The sequence below is a fragment of the Caulobacter sp. AP07 genome (genome assembly GCF_000281955.1).
Taxonomy (GTDB): Bacteria; Pseudomonadota; Alphaproteobacteria; order Caulobacterales; family Caulobacteraceae; genus Caulobacter.
In genome coordinates this window covers 1-21,451 of sequence record NZ_AKKF01000129.1, presented here as the reverse complement: position 1 = coordinate 21,451, position 21,451 = coordinate 1, and the positions used below count along the sequence as shown (strand labels likewise).

20 protein-coding genes are annotated in these 21,451 nt (G+C 69.3%); 7 read left to right on the top strand and 13 right to left on the bottom strand.

Features of this window, described 5'->3' with window-relative positions:
* Positions 1 to 47: 47 nt before the first annotated feature.
* From PMI01_RS08530 to PMI01_RS08505, 6 genes are read right to left on the bottom strand one after another with little or no spacing between them, the layout of a single operon-like run.
* Positions 48 to 701 carry a glutathione S-transferase family protein gene (locus tag PMI01_RS08530; protein WP_007666822.1) on the bottom strand — a complete coding sequence of 218 codons (654 nt, stop codon included), beginning with the start codon at positions 699 to 701 and terminating at the stop codon, positions 48 to 50.
* 22 nt (positions 702 to 723) lie between these two features.
* The gene (locus PMI01_RS08525; protein ID WP_007666820.1) at positions 724 to 1,185 is read right to left on the bottom strand and encodes an SRPBCC family protein; all 462 of its coding nucleotides are present in this window, start codon (positions 1,183 to 1,185) and stop codon (positions 724 to 726) included.
* Positions 1,182 to 1,499: an ArsR/SmtB family transcription factor gene (locus tag PMI01_RS08520; RefSeq protein WP_007666819.1), complete on the bottom strand. Its 318-nt coding sequence runs from the start codon at positions 1,497 to 1,499 to the stop codon at positions 1,182 to 1,184. The genes PMI01_RS08525 and PMI01_RS08520 overlap by 4 nt, the downstream gene beginning before the upstream one ends.
* Before the next feature lie 43 nt (positions 1,500 to 1,542).
* Entirely contained in the window at positions 1,543 to 2,655 is a 1,113-nt protein-coding gene (locus tag PMI01_RS08515) for an NAD(P)/FAD-dependent oxidoreductase (RefSeq protein ID WP_007666817.1), read from the bottom strand.
* Positions 2,652 to 2,927 (bottom strand): type II toxin-antitoxin system RelE/ParE family toxin, encoded by a 276-nt coding sequence (locus PMI01_RS08510; protein ID WP_007666815.1) that lies wholly within the window; start codon positions 2,925 to 2,927, stop codon positions 2,652 to 2,654. The genes PMI01_RS08515 and PMI01_RS08510 overlap by 4 nt, the downstream gene beginning before the upstream one ends.
* Positions 2,924 to 3,193: a hypothetical protein gene (locus tag PMI01_RS08505; RefSeq protein ID WP_238537026.1), complete on the bottom strand. Its 270-nt coding sequence runs from the start codon at positions 3,191 to 3,193 to the stop codon at positions 2,924 to 2,926. The genes PMI01_RS08510 and PMI01_RS08505 overlap by 4 nt, the downstream gene beginning before the upstream one ends.
* Before the next feature lie 31 nt (positions 3,194 to 3,224).
* Between PMI01_RS08505 and PMI01_RS26405 the strand changes: the two genes are divergently transcribed.
* Positions 3,225 to 4,187 carry an energy transducer TonB family protein gene (locus PMI01_RS26405; RefSeq protein WP_081497650.1) on the top strand — a complete coding sequence of 321 codons (963 nt, stop codon included), beginning with the start codon at positions 3,225 to 3,227 and terminating at the stop codon, positions 4,185 to 4,187.
* 24 nt (positions 4,188 to 4,211) lie between these two features.
* Here PMI01_RS26405 and PMI01_RS08495 read toward each other — a convergent pair whose 3' ends face one another.
* A complete protein-coding gene (locus tag PMI01_RS08495; protein ID WP_007666809.1) occupies positions 4,212 to 7,643 on the bottom strand; it encodes an indolepyruvate ferredoxin oxidoreductase family protein in 3,432 nt (1,143 codons plus the stop codon).
* Between the two features lie 141 nt (positions 7,644 to 7,784).
* Between PMI01_RS08495 and PMI01_RS08490 the strand changes: the two genes are divergently transcribed.
* Positions 7,785 to 8,282 (top strand): Lrp/AsnC family transcriptional regulator, encoded by a 498-nt coding sequence (locus tag PMI01_RS08490; protein ID WP_007666807.1) that lies wholly within the window; start codon positions 7,785 to 7,787, stop codon positions 8,280 to 8,282.
* A 250-nt stretch (positions 8,283 to 8,532) separates the two neighbouring features.
* Positions 8,533 to 9,417 (top strand): pirin family protein, encoded by an 885-nt coding sequence (locus PMI01_RS08485; RefSeq protein ID WP_007666805.1) that lies wholly within the window; start codon positions 8,533 to 8,535, stop codon positions 9,415 to 9,417.
* Positions 9,418 to 9,470: 53 nt separating this feature from the next.
* Here PMI01_RS08485 and PMI01_RS08480 read toward each other — a convergent pair whose 3' ends face one another.
* Positions 9,471 to 9,839, bottom strand: a complete 369-nt coding sequence (locus PMI01_RS08480) for a hypothetical protein (RefSeq protein ID WP_007666803.1) — start codon at positions 9,837 to 9,839, stop codon at positions 9,471 to 9,473.
* A gap of 124 nt (positions 9,840 to 9,963) precedes the next feature.
* Here PMI01_RS08480 and PMI01_RS08475 point away from each other — a divergent pair, with 124 nt between their 5' ends.
* Positions 9,964 to 11,100, top strand: a complete 1,137-nt coding sequence (locus tag PMI01_RS08475; protein ID WP_007666801.1) for a serine hydrolase domain-containing protein — start codon at positions 9,964 to 9,966, stop codon at positions 11,098 to 11,100.
* Between the two features lie 17 nt (positions 11,101 to 11,117).
* Here PMI01_RS08475 and PMI01_RS08470 read toward each other — a convergent pair whose 3' ends face one another.
* A complete protein-coding gene (locus PMI01_RS08470; RefSeq protein ID WP_007666799.1) occupies positions 11,118 to 11,660 on the bottom strand; it encodes a hypothetical protein in 543 nt (180 codons plus the stop codon).
* Positions 11,661 to 11,757: 97 nt separating this feature from the next.
* Between PMI01_RS08470 and PMI01_RS08465 the strand changes: the two genes are divergently transcribed.
* Positions 11,758 to 12,780: an adenosine deaminase gene (locus PMI01_RS08465; protein ID WP_007666791.1), complete on the top strand. Its 1,023-nt coding sequence runs from the start codon at positions 11,758 to 11,760 to the stop codon at positions 12,778 to 12,780.
* A gap of 136 nt (positions 12,781 to 12,916) precedes the next feature.
* Here the strand turns inward: PMI01_RS08465 and PMI01_RS08460 are convergent, their stop codons facing one another.
* From PMI01_RS08460 to PMI01_RS08445, 4 genes are all read right to left on the bottom strand, one after another.
* Entirely contained in the window at positions 12,917 to 13,891 is a 975-nt protein-coding gene (locus PMI01_RS08460; protein ID WP_035035395.1) for a DegT/DnrJ/EryC1/StrS family aminotransferase, read from the bottom strand.
* Between the two features lie 129 nt (positions 13,892 to 14,020).
* Positions 14,021 to 15,553 (bottom strand): class I adenylate-forming enzyme family protein, encoded by a 1,533-nt coding sequence (locus PMI01_RS08455; protein WP_035035407.1) that lies wholly within the window; start codon positions 15,551 to 15,553, stop codon positions 14,021 to 14,023.
* Positions 15,554 to 15,783: 230 nt separating this feature from the next.
* Positions 15,784 to 17,862: a 3-hydroxyacyl-CoA dehydrogenase NAD-binding domain-containing protein gene (locus PMI01_RS08450; RefSeq protein WP_007666788.1), complete on the bottom strand. Its 2,079-nt coding sequence runs from the start codon at positions 17,860 to 17,862 to the stop codon at positions 15,784 to 15,786.
* A 497-nt stretch (positions 17,863 to 18,359) separates the two neighbouring features.
* Positions 18,360 to 19,382: a zinc-dependent alcohol dehydrogenase family protein gene (locus PMI01_RS08445; protein ID WP_007666787.1), complete on the bottom strand. Its 1,023-nt coding sequence runs from the start codon at positions 19,380 to 19,382 to the stop codon at positions 18,360 to 18,362.
* Positions 19,383 to 19,507: 125 nt separating this feature from the next.
* Here PMI01_RS08445 and PMI01_RS08440 point away from each other — a divergent pair, with 125 nt between their 5' ends.
* Together PMI01_RS08440 and kdsA are read left to right on the top strand one after the other, a co-directional pair.
* On the top strand, positions 19,508 to 20,413 hold the full coding sequence (locus PMI01_RS08440) for a LysR family transcriptional regulator (RefSeq protein ID WP_007666784.1): 906 nt from the start codon (positions 19,508 to 19,510) through the stop codon (positions 20,411 to 20,413).
* 55 nt (positions 20,414 to 20,468) lie between these two features.
* On the top strand, positions 20,469 to 21,320 hold the full coding sequence (gene kdsA / locus PMI01_RS08435) for a 3-deoxy-8-phosphooctulonate synthase (RefSeq protein ID WP_007666782.1): 852 nt from the start codon (positions 20,469 to 20,471) through the stop codon (positions 21,318 to 21,320).
* Positions 21,321 to 21,451: the final 131 nt, after the last annotated feature.

Genomic DNA, 21,451 nt, shown 5'->3' with positions numbered 1-21,451 from the left:
TGCAACGCGCGAAGCTGAAGTTGGTGGCAGGGGCGGCGATCCGCCGGTCAGGCGGCGGCCGACTCGGCCAGCCTCTCCCAGGTGGTGAGGATCATGCTGGGTCGAGCGTTCATCCGGTCGATCCAGGCGGCGAGCGCCGGATGGGGTCCCAGCATCTGACGCCCCTCGTCGGTGACCGCCAGCCAGGCCAGGTGGGGCGCCAGCATCAGGTCGGCCAGGCTGAGGGCCTGGCCGGTCAGGAACGGCGCGTCGCCCAACAGCCGGGCGATCTCGCCGACGCAGGTCCGCGCCCCGGGGATCGCCTGCGCCACCGCCGCCTCGTCGACCGGCAGCCCGAACCGCGGGGCCACCACGCGATGGAAGGTGATCCCGGCGCTGACGTCCTTGATCACGTACCAGTCGCAAATGCCGATCAGCTGGTTCATCCGCGCCTCGGCCACCGGATCGGCGGGAGTCAGGGGCGGCGACGGCGCGATGCGGTCCAGGTAGCGCAGGATCGCCTGGGTCTCGTAGAGCCGCAGGTCGCCGTGGTCGAGCACCGGGATGCGCCCGAACGGATGGCGCTGGCGATGGGCCTCGCCCTTGTGTTCGCCATAGGCCAGGGCGGCCAGCCGGTAGGGCAGGCCCTTCTCCTCCAGCCCCAACAGGGTGGCCCGCACATAGGGGCTGCCGGGAACGCCATGCACCACGAAGCTCGTCATCACACGCTCTCCTGTCGAAGGTTCAGTCGGCCGTATCAGCCAGGTCGGCGAAATCGCGCAGCCGGCCGGGCCAGCCATTGCCCAACTGCTCGGCCAGAAGCGCGGCGGAATCGCCCAACCGCTCCAGGTTCCGGTGCTCCAGGATGACCTGGGTCCCACCCTCCGGTCGGGCCGCGAAGGTCAGCTCCAGCTCGGTGACCAGGTCGGGGTCGTAGGTCCATTGAGCGTTCAACTGCCAGGCCAGCAGCACGCGCCCCGGCGGCTCCCAGGCCAGGACCTTGCCCCACAGGGTTTCCGCGCCGTCGGCGTCGCGCTCGAACCACCGCCCGTCAGGACGGGGCTCGATGACGATGTCGACATGCGGCTGGGCGCCGACCGTCTTGCCCTTGGGCCACCACTGGCCCATGCGGCCGGTGAACAGCGCGAAGGCGCGGGCCGGCGTGGTCTTCACCGTCACGGTGCGAACGAGCGGGGCGATGGTCATTCGAGGTCGTCCTCCAGGCTGTCGGCATAGGTTTGAAAGGCGTCCAGGGCGCGGGCCCAGTGCTGGTCCAGCCAGTCGCGCAGGGCCCCGATGCCGCGCGGGTCCAGGCGATAGACGCGGCGCGCGCCCTCGGCGTGGTCATCGACCAGACCGGCGGCCTTCAGGACCTTCAGATGTTGCGAGACGGCGGGCCGGCTGACCGGCAGCCCCTCGGCGACCTGGCCGACCGAGGCGGGGCCGCGCGCCAGGCGCTCGAACACGGCGCGGCGGGTAGGATCGGCCAGGGCGGCGAAGGCGGAGTTTTCGTAAGTCATGACTTACGGTAAGTCATAGCTTACGAATGAGTCAAGCGCGACGTCAGGCCAACCGCCGCGCGACCTCTTCGCCGATGGCCAGCGAACTGGTCAGGCCGGGGCTCTCGATGCCGAACAGCGCCATCAGCCCCTCCAGGCCATGGGTGTCGGCGCCGCGCAGCTGGAAGTCAGGCTGTGGCTCGTCCGGGCCGTGCAGCTTGGGCCGCACTCCGGCGTAGTCGGGCACCAGCAGGTCTTCCGGCACGGCCGGCCAGAACTTGCGGATATAGGCGGCGAAGGCGGCGGCCTTGGCCGGGTCGACCGAATAGTCGGGGGCCGGGACGTATTCCAGGTCGGGGCCGAACACCGCCTGGCCGCCCAGGTCGTTGCGGTAGTGGGTGCCCAGGGCCCCGTGGATCGGCGGCGGATAGATCAGCCGCTGGAACGGCGCCTTGGCCGCCAGGCGGAAATAGACGCCCTTGCCGAAGTGGCCTTGCGGGATCTGGTCCTTCGGAAAGCCCTCGATGCGCGCCGCCACGGCCTGGGCCGACAGGCCCGGCGCGGCGACCAGCAGCCGGCAGGTCAGGGTCGCGGCCTCGGCCCCGCCGATCCGCACGGTGAAGCCGCCGCCGGCCAGGGGCGCCGCGCCCTCGAACGGCGTATGGACCACCACCGCCCCGCCGGCCGCCTCGACCTCGCCCTGGAGGGCCAGCATGTAGTCGTGGCTGGCGAACACCCCGCTCTCCGGCGACAGCAGGGCGGCGTGGACGTTGAGGCCCGGCTCCAGCGCCCGGGCCTGGGCGCCGGTCAGGCGCTCCATGCCCTCGACGTCGTTGGCCAGGGCCTGGTCGAAGATCGCCTCCAGGCGCTCGACCTCGGCCTCGTCGGTGGCCACCACCAGCTTGCCGCACTTCTTGTAGTCGACGTGATGCTTGTCGAGGAACGCGTAGAGCAGCCGCCGTCCGGTGACGCAGAACCGCGCCTTCAGCGAGCCGGTCGGATAGTAGAGCCCGCCGTGGATCACCTCGGAATTGCGCGACGACACGCCCTGGCCGATATGGCCCTCGCTCTCCAGCACGGCGACGGCCAGGCCGCGTTGGCTCAGGGCGTAACCGCAGGCCAGGCCCACGGCGCCGGCGCCCACCACGACGGCGTCGAAATCGAAGGCTTGGGTCATTTCAGGGTCGCCGAATACTCGACCGCGCGGATCAAAACCTCACTGTCGGTCACCTCATAGAAGATGACATAGGCCCCATAGGGAAGCCGACGAAAGCGCGGATGACTACCGACCGCCTGGGCCATGAAGGGAAAGGGAACGAGCTTGTCCAGATCGGCCCGCAAGGCTGACACGAACCGTTCGGCCGCCCGCGGGCTGTCGGCCGCGATGTGATCGCGGATGCCGTTCAGGTCGCGCACCGCGCGCGGCGTCACGACGAGTTTTCGGCTCACTCCCCCGCGGCCTCGGCGCGCGCCTTGAGGTCCGTCAGCATCTCCGCGAAGAACGTCTCCGCATCGACGCAGTCTTCCGGATTGACCGTCTCGGCTTCAAGCTCATCGAGAAAGCTCTCGAGCTTGTCGCCCCCGCCCATGATCTCGGCGGCGCGTCGATAGTTGAGTTCCGCCAGCTCGGCGGCGACGGCCTCCTCCAGCGACGAGAATTCGCCACGTTCGACCCGTGTCTGAAGGTCGAAGGCGTCTTCGGGCGAAAGGGTCACGGCGACCGGGGCTGGATGGACCGGCTTGTTCATGCCCCGAGCCTATCACGAAGGCGAAGGCGCGCCAGTCCGCGGCGACGTCGCAACCGGCAGCTTCCGTTTTCGCCCCGTACAGCTAAGGTTGCACCGACGACGGCAAAAAGTGGTGGGAATGCGTAAAACGCTAAGGCTTGGCCCGCTGCTGGGCGCACTGGTTCTGCTCACGGCCCCGAACGGCGCGCTGGCGCGTGAACCGCAACGACTGATCAACGACGCCATCTGGCTACGCAAACCGAACGCTCGGGAATTCGCCGCTCTCTACCCATCGAGCGCGCGGTCACAACAGAAGGGTGGCTGGGCCGTCCTGTCATGCCGCGTGGCCGCTAGCGGCCGGGTGGAGGCCTGCAAGATCGCGCTGGAGGCGCCAGTCGGTCTTGGGTTTGGCCCGGCTGCGGTGAAAATGACGGAAGCCTATTTCCGCTTCGCGCCCAAGACCAAAAGCGGCGCGACGGCCGAAGGCGGGTATGTCCACATCCCGATCATCTTCCAGGGCCCACCCGGAGAAGCCGCGCCGCCGTTACGCACCTACGCCGCCGGCCAGCCGGCGATGCTGATCACAACCTTGCCGTCATCCAGGATGTCGAAGTCAGGCAGCTTTCCTTGCCCAAAGACGGACAAGCCCGAGGCGCTCTGTCTGGCGCACGAATTCTATTGGAAGACCAAGTCCGACGTCGACGTCAGCGCGCCGATCCTGCGGGCTAGCGGCCAGACAACCGGCGTCTCGGTGCTCAATTGCGCGGTCGGCGACGCAGGCGTGCTGAAGGATTGCCAGGTCCAGGGCGACGTGACGGCCGGCGGCAAAGCCGCCATCCTCAAGCTCGCCACGACCTTCGAGGCGCCCGACAAAGCCGAGGACAAGACGCCGATCACCGATGGCCGGATCGTCGCCATGTTCGATTGGCCGACCCTGCTCAAGGCCTACGAGGTGCTGGCCCCGCTCGACGCCGCGCCCTAGGAGCGACGCCGGGCGAGGGCTCGCCTACCCCTCCCACTGCGACCACAGCGTCGCCGCGTCGGCCTTGGCGGTGACCACCGAGGCGTCCTTGACGTGGCCGTAGCCGCGGATGGCCTGCGGGACCGCCGCGATGCGGGCCGCCAGGGGCAGGCGCTCGGGGGTCAGGCCGCCGGCCAGGCGGTCGAGGGTGACCTCGTAGTCGGCGATCAGGCCGCGCTCCATCTTCCGCTCTTCGGTGCCGCCGAACACGTCGAACGGCCCGCCGCGCAGGCCCTTCATCCGGGCCATCAGTGGGAAGGCGTAGTCGAGCATCCAGCCGCCGAACGCCATCTTGCGCGGGTGGCCGTCCTTGTCCTTGGGGGAGAGGATCGGCGGGGCCAGCCAGACCTTGGCCTTGCCGCCCTTGAAGGTCCCGGCCAGCTCGGCCGCGAACCGGCCGTCCGTGTACAGACGGGCGACCTCGTACTCGTCCTTGTAGGCCATCAGCTTGTAGAGGTTGACCGCCGCGGCGCGGGTCAGGGCCTCCCCGCCGCCGGCCGCCGCCTCGGCCAGGGCGATCTTCTCGATCCTGGCCGCGTACCGCTTGGCGTAGGCCTCGTTCTGGTAGGCGACGAGGTCGGCGGTGCGCCTGGCGATCAGCTCGGCCAGCGGCAGGGTCTCGGGCGTCGGCACGTCGGCGTCGCGCGGACCGGCCGAGGCCGGGTCGTGGGCGACGCGGCGGCCCAGCTCGAAGGCGGCCAGGTTGGACTCGTAGTCGACGCCGTTCAGCTTGATGGCCCGGTAGACCGCGCGGCTGGACAGCGGGATCACCCCGCGCTGCCAGGCGAAGCCGACCATGATCATGTTGGCGAAGATGGCGTCGCCGAACTGGCTCTCGGCCAGGTGCTGGGCCGGGCAGGAATCGAACGACCTGGTCGCGCCCTTGATCCGCCGGGCCATGGCCCCGCTGTCGAAGCGGATGTCGCGGCTGGTGACGAAGTCGGCGGTGGGGGCGAAGTCGCTGTTGCCGAACGCGGCGGTGCGGTCCTTGGCGTAGAGCGACAGGCCCTCCGGCGAGGCCGCCACCAGCATGTCGCAGGCGATCAGCACGTCGGCGCTGGCGGCCGGCACCCGGCCGCCGACCACGGTCTCCTCGGTCTCGCCGATCTTGACGTGGCTGAACACCGCCCCGCCCTTCTGGGCCAGGCCGGTCATGTCGACCACGCTGCCGGCCCGGCCGTCGACATGGGCGGCCATGGCCAGGATCGAGGCCACGGTGGTCACGCCGGTGCCGCCGACCCCGGTGAACAGGATCTTCCGCACGCCGTGGAAGTCGTCGAACACCGGCAGCGGCGTCGAATCGGCGGTCAGGGCCGGGACCTTCTTGGCCTGGGCGCCCTCGGCTCCTTCCAGGGTGATGAACGACGGACAGAAGCCGTCGACGCAGCTGTAGTCCTGGTTGCAGGTCGACTGGTTGATCTTGCGCTTGCGGCCGAACTCGGTGTTCAGCGGCTCCACCGACACGCAGTTGGACTTGATCGAGCAGTCGCCGCAGCCCTCGCAGACCAGCGGGTTGATGAACACCCGCTTGGTGGCCTTGGGCATGGCGCCGCGCTTGCGGCGACGGCGCTTCTCGGTGGCGCAGGTCTGGTCGTAGAGCAGCACCGTCGTGCCGGGGGTGTCGCGCAGCATCTTCTGCACGCTCATCAGCTCGGCGCGCGGGAAGACCTCGACGCCGGGGGCCAAATCCTTGACGTCGGCGTAGCGTTCCAGCTCGTCGACGACGATCACCGTCCGGGTGACGCCTTCAGACGCCAACTGCCGGGTGATCTGGGCCGGGGTGAAGCCGCTCTCGGCCCGCTGGCCGCCGGTCATGGCCACCGCGTCGTTGAACAGCAGCTTGTAGGTGATGTTGGCCCCGGCCGCGATCGCCGCGCGGATGGCCAGCGAGCCGGAGTGGTTGTAGGTGCCGTCGCCCAGGTTCTGGAAGACGTGCTTCTCGGTGGTGAACGGCGCCGCGCCCACCCAGGTCAGGCCCTCGCCGCCCATGTGGGTGTTGAGGTCGGTCGAGGGGTCGTTGAAGCTGGCCATGTAGTGGCAGCCGATGCCGGCCAGGGCGCGGCTGCCCTCGGGCAGCTTGGTCGAGGTGTTGTGCGGGCAGCCCGCGCAGAAGAACGGCTTGCGGGCCTGGTCGGCGGCCAGGCTGACGGCGGCGACGCCGGCCGCCGAGACGCGGTTCAGATAGGCCTGGGCCCGCTCCATGTGCGGCCCCTCCGGCAGGCGGTCGTAGATCGCCAGGGCGATTTCGGCCACCGACAGCGAGCCCAGCTCCGACAGCAGCGGATGGCCGTGCTCGTCCTGCTTGCCGATGATTCGCGGCCGGGCGTGGGCCGGCAGGTCGTAGAGGGCGGCGCGCGCCTGGGGTTCGATCAGCCCGCGCTTGTGCTCGATGACCATCAAGGTCTCGAGGCCGGCGGCGAAGGCCCGCATGCCCAGGGGCTCCAGCGGCCAGGGCATGCCGACCTTGTAGATCGAGACGCCCAGGTCGGCGGCCTCCTCCAGGCTCATGCCCATGGCGGTGAAGGCTTCCAGCACGTCCTTGTAGGCTTGGCCCTGGCAGACGATGCCCAGGCGGGCCTTGCCGACCCGCACCGAGTGGGCGCCCAGCACCACCCGGTCGATGCCGTTGGCGCGGGCGAAGGCCAGGGCGGCGGGCAGCTTGTGGAGACGGAGGCGACGCTCCTTCTCCATCGGCTGGTCCTTCAGCCGGATGCCCAGGCCGCCGGGCGGCATGGGGAAGTTCTCGGGGATGACGATCTTGTGGCGGTCCAGCGAGACGTCGATGGTCACGCCGGAGTCCATGGTGTCGGCCAGGGCGATCATGCCGGTCCACAGGCCACTGAAGCGCGACATCGAAAGGCCCAGCAGGCCGTAGTCGAGCACCTCCTGCACGTCGGCCGGCGACAGCACCGGCATCTCGAAGTCCTGGAAGGCGAACTCCGACTGCGACGGCAGGGTCGAGCTCTTGCAGGCGTGGTCGTCGCCGGCCACCGCCAGCACGCCGCCGGTCGGGAAGCTGCCGGCGAAATTGGCGTGCTTGAAGACGTCGCCGGTGCGGTCGACGCCGGGCGCCTTGCCGTACCACATGCCGAACACGCCATCATGGGTGGCGCCGGGGAACAGGTTGGCCTGCTGGCTGCCCCAGACGGCGGTGGCGGCCAGGTCCTCGTTGAGGCCTTCCTTGAAGACCACGTCGTGGGCGGTGAGCAGCTTGCTCATGCGCGCCGCCTGCTGGTCCAGCCCGCCCAGGGGCGAGCCGCGATAGCCGGACAGGAAGCCGGCGGTATTGAGTCCGGCGCGGGTGTCGAGACGCTTGCGATCGAGCAGAACGCGGATCAGCGCCTGCACGCCGGTGATGAAGGCGCGGCCATCTTCGAGCAGATATTTGTCGTCAAGCGTGACTTCCGAGTGCCGCATAGCAAAAAAATTCCTCCCGGGTCTTCCTGCCCGCACAGCAATATCTTATAGAAACGGGGAAATTGTTTGCCCAAGGCGTGCCCGGTTCATGGCCGCTTTGCGCACGATCAACGCACTAAACACCCTCTGGGGGAGGAATTCTTGTCCGAACAACTCGACGCCGTGGATGCCAAGATCCTCGATCTCATCCAACACGACGCCGGACTGTCTGTCGCGGAGATCGCGGAGCGGGTCGGACTGTCGTCCAGCCCGTGCTGGCGACGGATCAAAAGGCTCGAGGACGCGGGCGTCATCCAGCGCCGCGTGACCATCCTCGACCGCGAGAAACTGGGCCTGGGCTTCGAGGTCTATTGCACCGCCAAGCTGTCGCTGCCGACCAAGGAAAACCTCGACACCTTCGAGCAGGCCGTCGCCAAGTGGGCCGAGGTGGTGCAGTGCGCCACCGTCACCGGCGCCGCCGACTACGAGCTGCGCATCGTCACCCGCGACATGCGCGCCTTCGACGAATTCCTGCGCGACAAGCTGCTGTCGCTGGGTCTGGTGTCCAACATCGAGAGCCGAATCGTCATCCGCGGGGTCAAGAACTCCACGGCCGTGCCGCTGGGGCTGGTCAGCCCGTATGTGAGCCCGCTGGGGTAGTCCTCCTTTTCCTTCTCCCTTGCGGGAGAAGGTGGCCGCGAAGCGGTCGGATGAGGGGTTGAAAGACATCGAACGCCGCGACAGCCGAAAGGCCAGTCGCGGCGTTTTTCGTTTGCGCGCCCCCTCATCCGTCGGCCTACGGCCGCCACCTTCTCCCGCAAGGGGAGAAGGATCCGTAGAGCCAATTTCTTCTAGAATCCCCACCTCGCTCCCTTCACACTACCGGCTCCACCTCACCGGAGCCCTCCCCATGATCGACCTCGTCATCGACCAGCGCCGCAAGGATCTCGGCGGGTTCGAGGTGGGCCGCGTGCTGCCGTTCCACAGCCGCCGGATGGTGGGCCCCTTCACCTTCTTCGACCACATGGGCCCGGCCAGCTTCGCGCCCGGCTTCCCGCGCAATGTCGATGTGCGGCCCCACCCGCACATCGGGCTGTCGACCCTGAGCTACCTGTTCGAGGGCGAGATCACCCACCGCGACAGCCTCGGCTCGGAAATCGACATCCGCCCCGGCGAGGTCAACTGGATGACGGCCGGCAGCGGCATCACCCATTCCGAACGCTTCGAGACCCTGCGCCGCGACGGCGGGACGCTGCACGGCATCCAGGCCTGGGTGGCCCTGCCGGAAGACAAGGAAGAGATCGACCCGCTGTTCTCGCACCATGGCCGCGACGAACTGCCCAGCTTCGAGGACAAGGGCGGGCTGAAGGCCACGCTGGTGGCCGGCAAGGCGTTCGGCGTCGAGGCCAAGGTGCCGGTGTTCTCGCCGCTGTTCTACGTGCACTGGGAGCTGGCGGCCGGGACCAAGGCCGGGCTGCCGGCCGAATATCCCGAGCGCGCCGCCTATGTCGCCGCCGGCAAGGTCGAGGTTGGCGGCCAGACCCTGCACGCCGGCCAGATGGCGGTGTTCGCGCCGGGCGAGACCGTGGTCTTCGAGGCCCTGGAGCCCTCGACCGTCATGCTGCTGGGCGGCGAGCCGATCGGCCCGCGCTTCATCGAATGGAACTTCGTCCACTCGTCCAAGGACCGCATCGAGCAGGCCAAGGCCGACTGGCGGGCCGGCCGCATGAAACTGCCCGACCTCGACCACGACGAGTTCATCCCCCTGCCCGGCGACCCGCCGCCGCCGGTCTGAGCCTGAGGGACGCGGATGGGGACAGGCGCATGCGCCTGTCCCCGGCTTGCGACCTAGGTCAGCCGTTCCGGGCCCAGATCCGCCGTCTCGTAGTGCCGCGCCAGCTTGGCGCACGCCCCCAGGAACAATCCCTCGATAAACGCCATCGTCCGCCCCGTCCGGGCGACGATCTCCGGCAGCGCATGGCCCCGGCCGGCGGCCATGTCCATCACCGCCACCTCCTGGGCCGACAGGGCCCGCCGCGCGGCGGCCAGGCGGTCCTGGGCGTCCAGGCGCTTGAAGCTGTCGTCCAGGGCCAGGGTCTTGCGGTAGTCGCGGCCGTACATCGCCGCGGCGTTGGCGTCGGCGAAGCTGATCGCCGGCCCGGCGTCTTCGGGGGCCGGATCGGCGTCGGGCGCGAGGGGAAGGTCCGCGGAGCTCATCGGCGATCTTCTAATCCGCCGACGCGTCGACCAGAAGAGGCGGCGACGCTTACATCCCGCGAGGCGGTCCCTATCTGGAAACAGTCGGCGCGGTCGCCGAACAGCGATTTCCCCGGAGGCCTGCATGACGTCGTCCCCTATCGACCCCGCCCGCATCGACGACTCCATCGACCGCGCCCTGGCCGACCAGCGCATCGTCGGCGCCGTGGTGCTGATCGCCCAGGGCGGCCAGACCGTCTACCGCCGCGCCGCCGGCCTGGCCGACCGCGAGACGGGACGGGCGATGACCGAGGACGCCATCTTCCGGCTGTCGTCGGTGACCAAGCCGATCGTCAGCGCCGCCGCCCTGGCCCTGGCCGAGCGCGGCGTCCTGGACCTGAACGCGCCGGTCACCCGCTGGCTGCCGGACTTCACCCCGGCCCTGCCGGACGGCGCGGTCCCGGCCATCACCTTGCGCCACCTGCTGACCCACACCGCCGGCCTGGCCTACGGCTTCCTGCAGCCGGCCGACGGCCCCCACCACCGCGCCGGGGTGTCCGACGGCCTGGACCGCAAGGTCCTGGACCTGGACGACAACCTGGCGCGCATCGCCGCCGCCGGCCTGGCCTATCCGCCGGGCCAGGGCTGGGGCTATTCGGTGGCGATCGACGTGCTGGGCGCGGCGATGCAGCGGGCCACCGGCAAGACCCTGCCCCAGGTCGTCGCCGAGACGGTGACCGGACCGCTGGGCCTGTCCGACACCGCCTTCCACGTCACCGACCGCACCCGGCTGGCCAAGGCCTATGTCGACGGCAAGCCGCCCGCGCCGATGGCCGAGCCGCACCTGCTGCCGTTCTTCGACCTGGCCGGCATCAGCTTCTCGCCCGAACGAATCTTCGACGCCGCCGCCTTCCCCTCGGGCGGCGGCGGCATGGCGGGCGCGGCCGACGACATCCTGACCTTCCTAGAGGCCATCCGCGACGGCGGCCGCCGCATCGTCAGCCCCGAGACCACCCGGGCGATGCTGGCCAACCAGACCGGCGACCTGCCGGTGATCATGGGCCCCGGCTGGGGCTTCGGGCTCGGCGGCGCGGTGCTGGTCGACCCCACCGCCGCCAATTCCCGCCAGCCGGCCGGCGTGTGGACCTGGGGCGGGGTCTACGGCCACAACTGGTTTGTCGATCCGTCGCGCGACCTGACCGTCGTGGCCCTGACCAACACCGCCGCCGAGGGCATGAACGGCCAGTTCCCGACTGACCTGACGGCGGCGCTGTACGCCTGATCGCCGCTGGTCGGGGCCTACCGCCCCGACGGCTCGGCCTTCAAGACATGGAAGATCGGCTCGCCCCAATCGAACTTCCACCGGTCATAACGGTAGCTGGTGACGAGTTGGGCCGCCTCGACCGGCACATCGAATACGTAATCGACTTCGGATGCGGCGCCGGCTGACCTTTGCTTTGCCAGCAAGGTGTCGCGGAGAGTCAGCACCTCCGCGGGGGGCTGACCTTCGATCTTCAGATCAAGCGCGCCATCACCCGCATAGTGAGAGACCGACCACATCTTGCGCCCTGCATTGTACAGCGCCACGTCGCTGTACATGACACCCTCGTGGACGCGGCAACCGATTACCGTCGCCCCGGTGGACAGTTCAGCCAAGCGCTTGTCGGACACGTATTCAAAGTCGTTGGCGAACAGGACGATCCAGTTGTTCGGCAGTTGAGCCAGCGAGAACGGTTCCTCCTGCGCCTCGTCGATCTCTTGCGTCTCCCTCATGTGGAGTCGAGCAAGACATTCCTGCCGGTCGAGGCCGTTGAAGCCGATCCAAGATATGCGAAAGCCCATGTCCCACACGTCCCACGGCTTGAGCGTGCGAACAAGCGGGACCTCCTCAACAGCGTTCAGCCTTGACCCCGCGCCCCGTCGGACCGATCACATTCCCATGACCGATCTCGCGCTTGAAACCTTCGTCCGCGGCCTGCCCAAGGCCGAGCTGCACATGCACATCGAGGGCAGCCTCGAGCCCGAGCTGATGTTCGAGCTGGCCGCCCGCAACGGCGTCGTCCTGCCGTTCAAGACGGTGGACGAGATTCGCGCCGCCTATGACTTCTCCAACCTGCAGGACTTCCTGGACATCTATTACCAGGGCGCGGGCGTGCTGCTGACGGCGGCCGACTTCAAGGACCTGGCCCTGGCCTATTTCCACCGCCTGGCCGCCGACGGCGGGACCCACGCCGAGATCTTCTTCGATCCCCAGACCCACACCGACCGCGGCGTGGCGTTCGGCACGGTGATCGACGGGCTGACGGCGGGCATGGAAGAGGCCGAGGCCACCCTGGGCGTCAGCTCCAAGCTGATCCTCTGCTTCCTGCGCCACCTGGACGAGGCCGCCGCCTTCGCCACCCTGGAACAGGCCAAGCCCTATCTGGACAAGATCGCCGGGGTCGGCCTCGACTCCTCGGAGGTCGGCCATCCGCCCGCCAAGTTCGCCCGCGTGCTGCAGGCGGCCCGCGACCTGGGCCTCAAGGTCGTCGCCCACGCCGGCGAGGAAGGCCCGCCGGCCTATGTCTGGGAGGCGGTCGACCTGATCAATGTCGACCGCATCGACCACGGCAACCGGGCGCTGGAGGACGACTGCCTGACCGCGCGGCTGGTGCAGGACCACACGACCCTGACCGTGTGCCCGCTGTCGAACCTCAAGCTGTGCGGGGTCAGCGACCTCAAGCATCATCCGCTGAAGCGCATGCTGGCCTTGGGCCTGAAGGCGACGGTCAATTCCGACGACCCGGCCTATTTCGGCGGCTACCTGCTGGAGAACTACCTGCAGACGGCGCAGGCGCTGGACCTGACCCGCGACGAACTGGTGACCCTGGCCAAGAACAGCTTCACGGGGTCGTTCCTCGACGCGGCGGAGAAGGCCCGGCGGGTGGCGGGGATCGACGCCTACGTGGCGGCGGCGCACTAGCTCGCAGATCACTAAAGGCCGTCATCCCCCGACTTGTTCGGGGGACCCAAGCCGAGCTGACCGGCAATCATCGGAAACGCCGCTTGGGTCCCCCGCATAAAGCGGGGGATGACGGCGTTTTGTAGGGCTTGAAGGTCTACAGCGCCCGCCGCACCGCGTCCGCCAGCTCGTCCAGTTCCGTGATCCCCAGGCCGGCATGGAACGGCAGGCTCAGCACCGACTTGGCCAGGCGGTCGGCCACCGGCATCTCGTCGCGGGCCGAGTGCCCCGGGCCCACGGGGTTGGTCACGTAGCCCTCGGCGGCCAGCTTGGCGGCCACGGCCGGCGCCGCGCCCTCGGCCAGGCTGACGACCCAGGCGTCGGACACCCAGCTCATCCCCCAGCCCGGCTGGAAGCGGATCGAGGCGCCCAGCAGCAGCATGCGCAGGCGCTGGGCGGCGGTGGCCAGGCGCAGGCGCTGGCCCGACCAGGCGTCGAGCCCCGCCTCGCCGACGAAGGCGGGCGCATCAAGGCGGGCGATGAAATCGGCGTCCTCACAGGCCACGAACACTCCGCGTCCGCCGGGCAGGCCGACGACCACGGGAACCGGGGCGTCCATCACCACGTCGAAGCCCTCGCAGGCGTCGACGACGATCGGCAGGCCGGTCTCGGCGTGGAAGGCGGCCCAGGCGGCCATGTCTGGCGCGCGGCCGAAGGCGCAGGTGGGGACGATGGCCTCGATCGGCGGCGGGGCCTCGCCCAGGCGCTCGCGCAGGTGGGCCGGATCGAACATCCAGCTGTAGGGGTCGACGTCGACCAGCCAGGGCTTGAGGCCGGCGGCGGCGATGCCTTCCAGGGTGGCGGCGCAGGCCAGGGCGGGAACGATGCAGACCCCGCCGCGACGCGCGCCCGAGACGGCCAGGGCGGCGGCCAGGGCGGCGACCCGGGTCGAGACGGCGCGGACGGCGGTGGGACGGTCGAAGCGCTCGGCCAGGCGGCTGTCGAGACCCGGCGCCAGACCTTGTCGCAGCAGGTGCTCGACGGCGGCGAAATCCTGGGGGACGCCCCGGGCGACGAGCTTGTCGCGCTTGTGGGCTTCCAACGACGGCGCGGCTTTGGGCTGAGGTTGCATCGGGACGGCGCTTCCGAGGATCCGGCTCTGCACAGGGCATCACCTTATGGTTAAGCAACCGTATCGAGTGACTCGCGGGGCGTGCATGCGGCGCGCCGTCGCGGCATTTTTGGGGTCGGAATCTTTCCGCTAGGCAGAAGCGGACCAGCCGTCACGCAGTTCGCGCTTCAGGACCTTGCCGATATGGCTGCGGGGCAGGGATTCCATCAGGCGCAGGTCGGCCAGGCGCTGGGTCTTGCCCAGGCGTGCATTGACCCAGGCGCGCAACCCCTCCGCGTCAATACGTCCCGAAGCCTTGAGCGCCACGAAGGCCACCGGCGTCTCGCCCCAGGCGTCGGACGGCACCCCGACCACTGCGGCCTCGGCGACGTCCTCGTGCTTGACGATCTCGGCCTCCAGGTCGCTGGGATAGATGTTGAAGCCGCCGCTGATGATCATGTCCTTCTTGCGGTCCATCAGCGTCAGGAAGCCGTCTTCGTCGAACCGGCCGACGTCGCCGGTGCGGATGAAGTTCCAGCCCTCGGGCGAGACCCAGGTGGCCTCGGCGGTCTTGCCCGGCTGGCCGTGATAGCCGTTCATCATGCCTTCCGAGCGGCCGACGATCTCGCCGATCACCCCGGGGCCGACCTGGACGCCGTCCTCGTCGATCAGCCGGATGTCGTGGCCGGGCGCGGGGCGGCCGACGGTGTGCAGCTTGTCCGGGTGCTCGTGGGCCATCAGGATGCAGGTGCCGCCGCCCTCGGTCATGCCGAAATACTCGACCAGCCCGCCGGGCCAGCGCTGCAGCACCTGGGCCTTCAGTTCGGCGGCGAACGGAGCGCTGGTGCAGAGCTTCAGGTGGGTGGACGACAGGTCGAAGTCGCCGAAGTCGGGACGGTCCATCAGCCGGCGGTACTGCACCGGCACCAGCATGGTGTGGGTCATGCGGTGTTGCTGGGCCAGCTGCAGGTACTTGCCGGCGTCGAACTTCTTCATCAGCACCACCGTGCCGCCGCCCGCCAGGGTGGGGAAGAAGCAGACCAGGGTGGTGTTGGAATAGAGCGGGGTCGACAGCAGGGTGACGGCCTCGGCGCCGTAGCCGACGGCGTCGCCGCGGAACACGTGCTTCCAGCGCATGCCGTGCGACTGGACGATGCCCTTGGGCGCGCCGGTCGTGCCGCTGGAATAGATGATGTTGAACGGGGCCTCGGCGGCGATCGTCACCGGCGCGGGCGTGGCGCCCTCCGGGGCCAGCCAGGCGTCGAAGGCGTCGCCGAACGCCGCCCCATCCAGAGCGATGTAGCGCACGGCGATCGGGGCCGACGTCTGGGCCTCGGCCACCCCGGCGTCCATGAAGAACAGCCGCGCGCCGCAGTCGGCGACCATGCCGGCGATAGCCTCGGGCGTCGAGGACGGGGCCAGCGGCGCGACCGCGACCCCGGCCCGCAGGGCGCCGAGGAACAGGGCCGCATAGGGGATCGACGACAGGGCGCAGACGGCCACGGCCTCGCCCGGCTTGATCCCGTCGCGCTGCAACGCGGCGGCGACGCGGTCGGCCAGGGCGTCGAACTGGGCGTAGGTCACGGCCTCGCCGGTTTCCATGATCACGGCGGGGTGGTCGGGATTTTCCCGGGCCCGCAGCCGCAGGATGTCGCCCATCACGCCGTAGTCGACGGTCATCATGGATTGGATCGAGGTCATGGCATTAAGTCCGCATCACAAAAACAGTTGTCATCCCGGAAGCCTCGCAGAGGCTGTCCGGGACCCAGGGGCCGTGCGCACCGCCCCTGGGTCCCGGGTCTTCGCTTCGCTACGCCCGGGATGACAACGGAAGGCGCGGAAGCTTTCGATCAGGTGTCCTTCGCGGGACGGGGACAGGCACATGTGCCTGTCCCCAGCAGCTTTCCGGATGCCTAAGCATCCTTGAACCCCTTGCCCTCAGCCACCAACCGCTCCAGCAGGGCCGACGGCTTGAAGTCGTCGCCGAGCTTTTCCTGGAACGCCTTCATCCCCGCCAGCACCTTGTCCAGGCCGACCAGTTCGCCCCAGAACATCGGACCGCCCGAATAGACCGGCCAGCCGTAGCCGTTGATCCAGACCGTATCGATGTCCGAGGCCCGGATGGCCTTGCCCTCCTCGAGGATCTTGGCCCCCTCGTTGACCATCGGATACAGGCAGCGCTCCAGGATCTCCTGGTCGCTGATCTCGCGGCGCTGGATCTGGCGCTTCTCGGCGAAGTCGAGAATCACCTTCTCGACCTCGGCCGAGGGCTTGGCGACGCGGTTCTCGTCGTAGTCGTAGAAACCCTTGCCGTTCTTCTGGCCGCGGCGGTCCATCTCGCACAGCACTTCGCGCACGGTGGACGAGCTGGTCTTGGCCGGGTCCCAGCCGATGTCGAGGCCGGCCAGGTCGCTCATGGCGAACGGCCCCATCGGCAGGCCGAAATCGTAGAGCACGCGGTCGACGTCCCAGGGCATGGCTCCTTCCAGGATCAGCTTCTGGGCCTCGCGCTGGCGCTGGGCCAGCATGCGGTTGCCGACGAAGCCGTGGCAGTTGCCGACCAGCACCGCGACCTTGCCGATCTTCTTGCCGATCTGCATGGAGGTGGCGATCACCGACTTGTCGGTCTTGGCCCCGCGCACGATCTCCAGCAGGCGCATCACGTTGGCCGGCGAGAAGAAGTGCAGGCCGATGACGCTCTCGGGCCGGCTGGTCGAGGCGGCGATCACGTCGATGTCGAGATACGAGGTGTTGGAGGCCAGGATCGCGCCGGGCTTGGCGATCTTGTCCAGCTTGCCGAACACCTCCTGCTTGATCTCCATCAGCTCGAACACGGCCTCGATGATCAGGTCGCAGTCGGCCAGGTCCTCCAGGTGCATCGAGGGCGTCAGCAGCGCCATGCGCTTTTCGACGTCGTCCTGGGTCAGGCGCCCCTTCTTGGCGGTGTTCTCGTAGTTCTTGCGGATCACCCCGACGCCGCGGTCGAGGTTCTCCTGCTTGGCCTCGATGATCGTCACCGGGATGCCGGCGTTGAGGAAGTTCATCGAGATGCCGCCGCCCATGGTGCCGGCCCCGATCACCCCGACCTTCCTGACCGGAATGATGGCGGTGTCGTCCGGCACGTCGGGGATCTTGGCGGCCTGGCGCTCGGCGAAGAACACGTGGCGCTGGGCGGCCGACTGGCTGCCGGTCATCAGCTCCATGAACAGCTTGCGCTCTTCCTTCAGCCCCTCGTCGAAGGGCAGGTTCACCGCCGCCTCGATGCACTTGATATTGTTCTCGGGAGCCAGGAAGCCGCGGAACTTGCGGGCGTTGGCCGCTCGGAATTCGCTGAAGATCTCGGGCTTGCCGCGCGCGGCCTCGACCTTGGCGTTCTGGTCGCGGATGCGGGTCAGCGGCTTGTCCTCGGCCAGCACCACGCGGGCGAAGGCGATGGCCCCGTCGCGCAGGGCGTCCTCCTCGACGATCGAGTCGAACAGGCCCATCGCGAGCGCCGCCTTGGCCGGCACGTGCTGGCCGGTGGTGACCATCTCCAGCGCCTTCTCGACGCCCACGACGCGCGGAAGGCGCTGGGTGCCGCCGGCTCCCGGCAGCAGGCCGATATTGACTTCCGGCAGCCCGGCCTTGGCCGAGGGCACGGCGACGCGGAAGTGGGCGACCAGCGCCACCTCCAGCCCGCCGCCCAGCACCGTGCCATGGATCGCGGCCACGACGGGCTTGGGCGAGTTCTCGATGGTGTTCTGGACGTCCTGCAGGGACGGACCGGTCATGGCCTTGCCGAACTCGGTGATGTCGGCGCCGGCGATGAAGGTCTTGCCCTCGCAGATCAGCACGATCGCCTTGACCGCCGGGTCGGCGATCGCCGCCTCGAAGGCGCCTTTCAGCCCCTCGCGCACGGCCGCCGACAGCGCGTTGACCGGCGGCGAGTTGAGCGTGACGACGCCGATGTCGCCTTCGACGGAGAGATCTGTAACGGCGTTAATGGCGGCCATGGCGCTTCCACCCCTGTTCTTGAGTTTGAACGGTTGTTTGAAGCCAAACCTGCACGACGCGGCGGCGAAGTCCAGAGGGCGCGGGGCGGCGCCGGGAATTTAGGCGCCGGCCGTTGACGCCGCCACGATCATACTAGAAATTCTAAAACTCCAGTTTCAGCTGGAGCTGTCCGAGCCGCGGGGGAGCGCCGTTCGGACGCCACGCTCGTCAACCCTTTGGCGAGCGTGGGTAAGGCTCAAGTTGACCAGGGGCGTACGCGTGAAAGTCGAGCCTCGGGACGTGACTTGCACGCGTCCCACTTCTTCGAAGCCGACGTTCAGGCGGACGCGGCGCGCCGCGATGGCGCGTCGACTAGGTGAAGCGCACTTGGCGCGGGAGCCCCTCTCCCGCGCCGCTTTCTCTTCACCCTTCGCGGATGAAATCGGGGACACACACTCACCCCACGGCCGGCGCCATTCCTGGCGGGGCTTCGCGAGTGAGTGTGTGTCCCCTTCCCTCACACCCGCACCACGATCTTGCCGAACGGCCCGCGATCCAGGTGGTCCAGCGCCGCCGGCAGGTCGGCCAGGGCGTATTCGCGGTCGATCACCGGCTTGAGGCCGTGCTGGTCGACGAAGCGGACGAAGTCCTCCAGCGCCCGCCGGTGGCCGACCAGGACGCCGCGCACCGACAGCTGCTTGAGCAGCAGCGGAAACACCGTGCCCTTCAGTTCCGCCCCATCCAGCAGGCCGATCACCGCGATCTGGCCGCGCACCGCGGACGCAGTGATCGAGCGGTCGAAATTGGCGCCGCCGGCCACCTCCAGGATGTGCTCGGCGCCGCGCCCGCCGGTCAGGTCGATCACCGCCTGGGCCCAGTCGGTCTTCAGCCGGTTGACGCCGTGGTCGGCGCCCAGGGCCAGGGCGCGGGCCAGCTTGTCGTCGTCGCCCGAGGTGACGATCGCCCGCGCGCCCGCCGCCTTGGCGATCTGCACGCCGAACAGCGACACCCCGCCGGTGCCCTGGGCGACCACGGTCTGGCCGGGCGCCAGGCGCCCCTCTTCGATCAGCGAGAACCAGGCGGTCAGGCCGGCGACCGGCAAAGTGCTGGCCTCGGCGTCGGTCAGGCTGGTCGGCGACGGCGTCAGCACCTGCTCCGACAGCACGACATATTCCGCCGCCACGCCCGGGAACTTGCCGCCCAGGGTGGGGTAGCCGGGCTCGGCCGCCGAGCCGAACGCCGCCCCGTCGATCCAGTGGGGGATGAAGGTCGAGATCACCCGCTCGCCGCCCTGGAACCGCGTGACGCCCGGCCCGACCGCTTCGACCGTCCCGGCCAGGTCCGAGACCGGCGTGAACGGGAAGGCCAGGTCCATGCCCATGCCGCTCTCGATCACCATCTTGTCGCGGTAGTTCAGGGACAGCGCGGCCACCTTGACCAGCACCTCGCCGGGGCCTGGCGTCGGGACCGAGGCCTCCTCCAGCGCCAGGTGGTCACGGCCATAGCCGCTCAGGGTCCAACGTTTCATCAGCTTGGCCATTGCGCTCTTCCTCGACATGGGAGCCCGGAGGCTCGGAGGAGGCGCACACTAGTGGCCCATGAAATCTACGGTGGCGGCCATTTGTCTCATCACTGTAGAGTATTAGGAACCAATGGAGCGGCGTCATGAGCGAGCGGTTGAGCGGGGTCGAGGCTTTCGTCGAGGCGGTCGAGGCCGGCGGCTTCGCCCCGGCCGCCAGCCGCCTGGGGCTGTCGCGGTCGGCGGTGGGCAAGACCATCGCCCGACTGGAGGCGCGGCTGGGCGTGCGCCTGTTCCACCGCACCACCCGCAGCCAGAGCCTGACCGACGACGGCCAGATGTTCTACGAGCGCTGCGTGCGGGCCCTGGCCGAGCTGGAAGCCGCCGAGGCGGCGCTGGAGTCCGGCCGGGCCGAGCCGTCGGGCCGCCTGCGGATCACCGCGCCGGTGATCTTCGGCCGCCATTGCGTCGCCCCGGTCCTGCTGGACCTGCTGCGGCGGCATCCGGCGCTGGAGCTGGACCTGTCGTTCAGCGACCGCCCCGCCGACCTGGTCGAGGACGGCTACGACCTGGCGGTCCGCAACGGCGCCCTGCCCGACAACGCCGGGCTGATGGGGCGGCGGGTGTCGGGCCAGCGGATGACGGTCTGCGCCGCCCCGGCCTATCTGGACGCCCACGGCCGCCCCGAGGCCCTGGACGACATCGCAGGCCATCGGGCGGTGGTCTACGGCCGCGGCGACCGCGCGCGGCGCTGGCTGTTCCCGACGCCCGGCGGGCCGGACCGCGAGGTCGCCCCGGCCAACCGCGTCCGCTTCGACGACCTCGAGGCGATCACCGACGCGGCCGTCGCCGGCCTGGGCCTGGCCTGGCTGCCGTGCTGGCTGGTGCGTGAGCACGTCGCGGCGGGCCGGCTGGAACGGGTGCTGGCCCACCAGCTCGGCCTGGTGTTCGACACCCACCTGCTCTGGCCCCGGAGCCCCCACCTGCCCCTGCGCGTGCGGGCCGCGATCGACGCCCTGGCGGCGGGATTGCCGCCGATGATGCTGGCCTAGGCGGGGCCCGGCGTTTAAGTCGGGGCGCACGCTCTAGCCTCTCCGGGAGTCCCTCATGTCCGTCGTTCATCTGAAGTCGTGGAATCTGTCGATCGGCGCGGGCCAGCCCCTGGCCGTGATCGCCGGCGTGAACGTGCTGGAGAGCCTGGACCTGGCGCTGACCGTCGGGCGCGAGCTTCAGGCGATCACCACCCAGCTGGGCCTGCCGTTCGTGTTCAAGGCCAGCTTCGACAAGGCCAACCGCTCGTCGATCACCAGCTATCGCGGCCCCGGTCTGAAGGACGGCCTGGCCATGCTGGCCGAGATCAAGCGGGTGCTGAACGTGCCGATCGCCACCGACATCCACGAGGTGGAGCAGGCGGAGCCCGTGGCCGCCGTCGCCGAGCTGGTGCAGATCCCCGCCTTCCTGTGCCGCCAGACCGACCTAGTGGTCGCCGCCGCCCGCGCCGCCCAGGCGGCCGGCGGCTGCCTGCACGTCAAGAAGGCCCAGTTCCTGGCCCCGTGGGACTGCAAGAACATCATCAGCAAGGCCCGCGAGGCGGCGCCCGGCGTCGAGATCATCCTGTGCGAGCGCGGGGCCTCGTTCGGCTACAACAACCTGGTGGTCGACATGCTGGGGATCGGCCAGATGCAGGCCCTGGGCGTGCCGGTGTCGATCGACGCCACTCACGCCGTGCAGTTGCCCGGCGCCGACCCGCGCACCAACGGCGGCTCGACCGGCGGCCGCCGCGAGGGCGTGCCGATCATCGCCAAGGCCGCCGTGGCGGCGGGCGCCGACGCGGTGTTCCTGGAGTTCCACCCCGAACCCGACAAGGCCCTGTGCGACGGCCCCAGCTGCCTGCCGCTGGACGGGGCGGCCGGCCTGCTGAAGACGCTGAAGGCGCTGCATGGGGTGGTGCGGGCCTAGGGAGCGCGGACGGTGAGTTGACCCGGGCCTGCGAGCGCTTCTTCAGCTCAACAATTCCGTCATCCCCCGCTTTATGCGGGGGACCCAAGCCGCCCTAGACATAGCGTCAGACTCCGCTTGGGTCCCCCGAA

What these genes read in the sequence shown, in the direction of transcription:
- PMI01_RS08530 (WP_007666822.1), bottom strand. Translation starts at nt 701, where the DNA reads ATGACGAGCTTCGTGGTGCATGGCGTTCCCGGCAGCCCCTATGTGCGG.
- PMI01_RS08525 (WP_007666820.1), bottom strand. Translation starts at nt 1,185, where the DNA reads ATGACCATCGCCCCGCTCGTTCGCACCGTGACGGTGAAGACCACGCCG.
- PMI01_RS08520 (WP_007666819.1), bottom strand. Translation starts at nt 1,499, where the DNA reads ATGACTTACGAAAACTCCGCCTTCGCCGCCCTGGCCGATCCTACCCGC.
- PMI01_RS08515 (WP_007666817.1), bottom strand. Translation starts at nt 2,655, where the DNA reads ATGACCCAAGCCTTCGATTTCGACGCCGTCGTGGTGGGCGCCGGCGCC.
- PMI01_RS26405 (WP_081497650.1), top strand. Translation starts at nt 3,225, where the DNA reads ATGCCCCGAGCCTATCACGAAGGCGAAGGCGCGCCAGTCCGCGGCGAC.
- PMI01_RS08495 (WP_007666809.1), bottom strand. Translation starts at nt 7,643, where the DNA reads ATGCGGCACTCGGAAGTCACGCTTGACGACAAATATCTGCTCGAAGAT.
- PMI01_RS08485 (WP_007666805.1), top strand. Translation starts at nt 8,533, where the DNA reads ATGATCGACCTCGTCATCGACCAGCGCCGCAAGGATCTCGGCGGGTTC.
- PMI01_RS08480 (WP_007666803.1), bottom strand. Translation starts at nt 9,839, where the DNA reads ATGAGCTCCGCGGACCTTCCCCTCGCGCCCGACGCCGATCCGGCCCCC.
- PMI01_RS08475 (WP_007666801.1), top strand. Translation starts at nt 9,964, where the DNA reads ATGACGTCGTCCCCTATCGACCCCGCCCGCATCGACGACTCCATCGAC.
- PMI01_RS08470 (WP_007666799.1), bottom strand. Translation starts at nt 11,660, where the DNA reads ATGGGCTTTCGCATATCTTGGATCGGCTTCAACGGCCTCGACCGGCAG.
- PMI01_RS08465 (WP_007666791.1), top strand. Translation starts at nt 11,758, where the DNA reads ATGACCGATCTCGCGCTTGAAACCTTCGTCCGCGGCCTGCCCAAGGCC.
- PMI01_RS08460 (WP_035035395.1), bottom strand. Translation starts at nt 13,891, where the DNA reads ATGCAACCTCAGCCCAAAGCCGCGCCGTCGTTGGAAGCCCACAAGCGC.
- PMI01_RS08455 (WP_035035407.1), bottom strand. Translation starts at nt 15,553, where the DNA reads ATGATGACCGTCGACTACGGCGTGATGGGCGACATCCTGCGGCTGCGG.
- PMI01_RS08450 (WP_007666788.1), bottom strand. Translation starts at nt 17,862, where the DNA reads ATGGCCGCCATTAACGCCGTTACAGATCTCTCCGTCGAAGGCGACATC.
- PMI01_RS08445 (WP_007666787.1), bottom strand. Translation starts at nt 19,382, where the DNA reads ATGGCCAAGCTGATGAAACGTTGGACCCTGAGCGGCTATGGCCGTGAC.
- PMI01_RS08440 (WP_007666784.1), top strand. Translation starts at nt 19,508, where the DNA reads ATGAGCGAGCGGTTGAGCGGGGTCGAGGCTTTCGTCGAGGCGGTCGAG.
- kdsA (WP_007666782.1), top strand. Translation starts at nt 20,469, where the DNA reads ATGTCCGTCGTTCATCTGAAGTCGTGGAATCTGTCGATCGGCGCGGGC.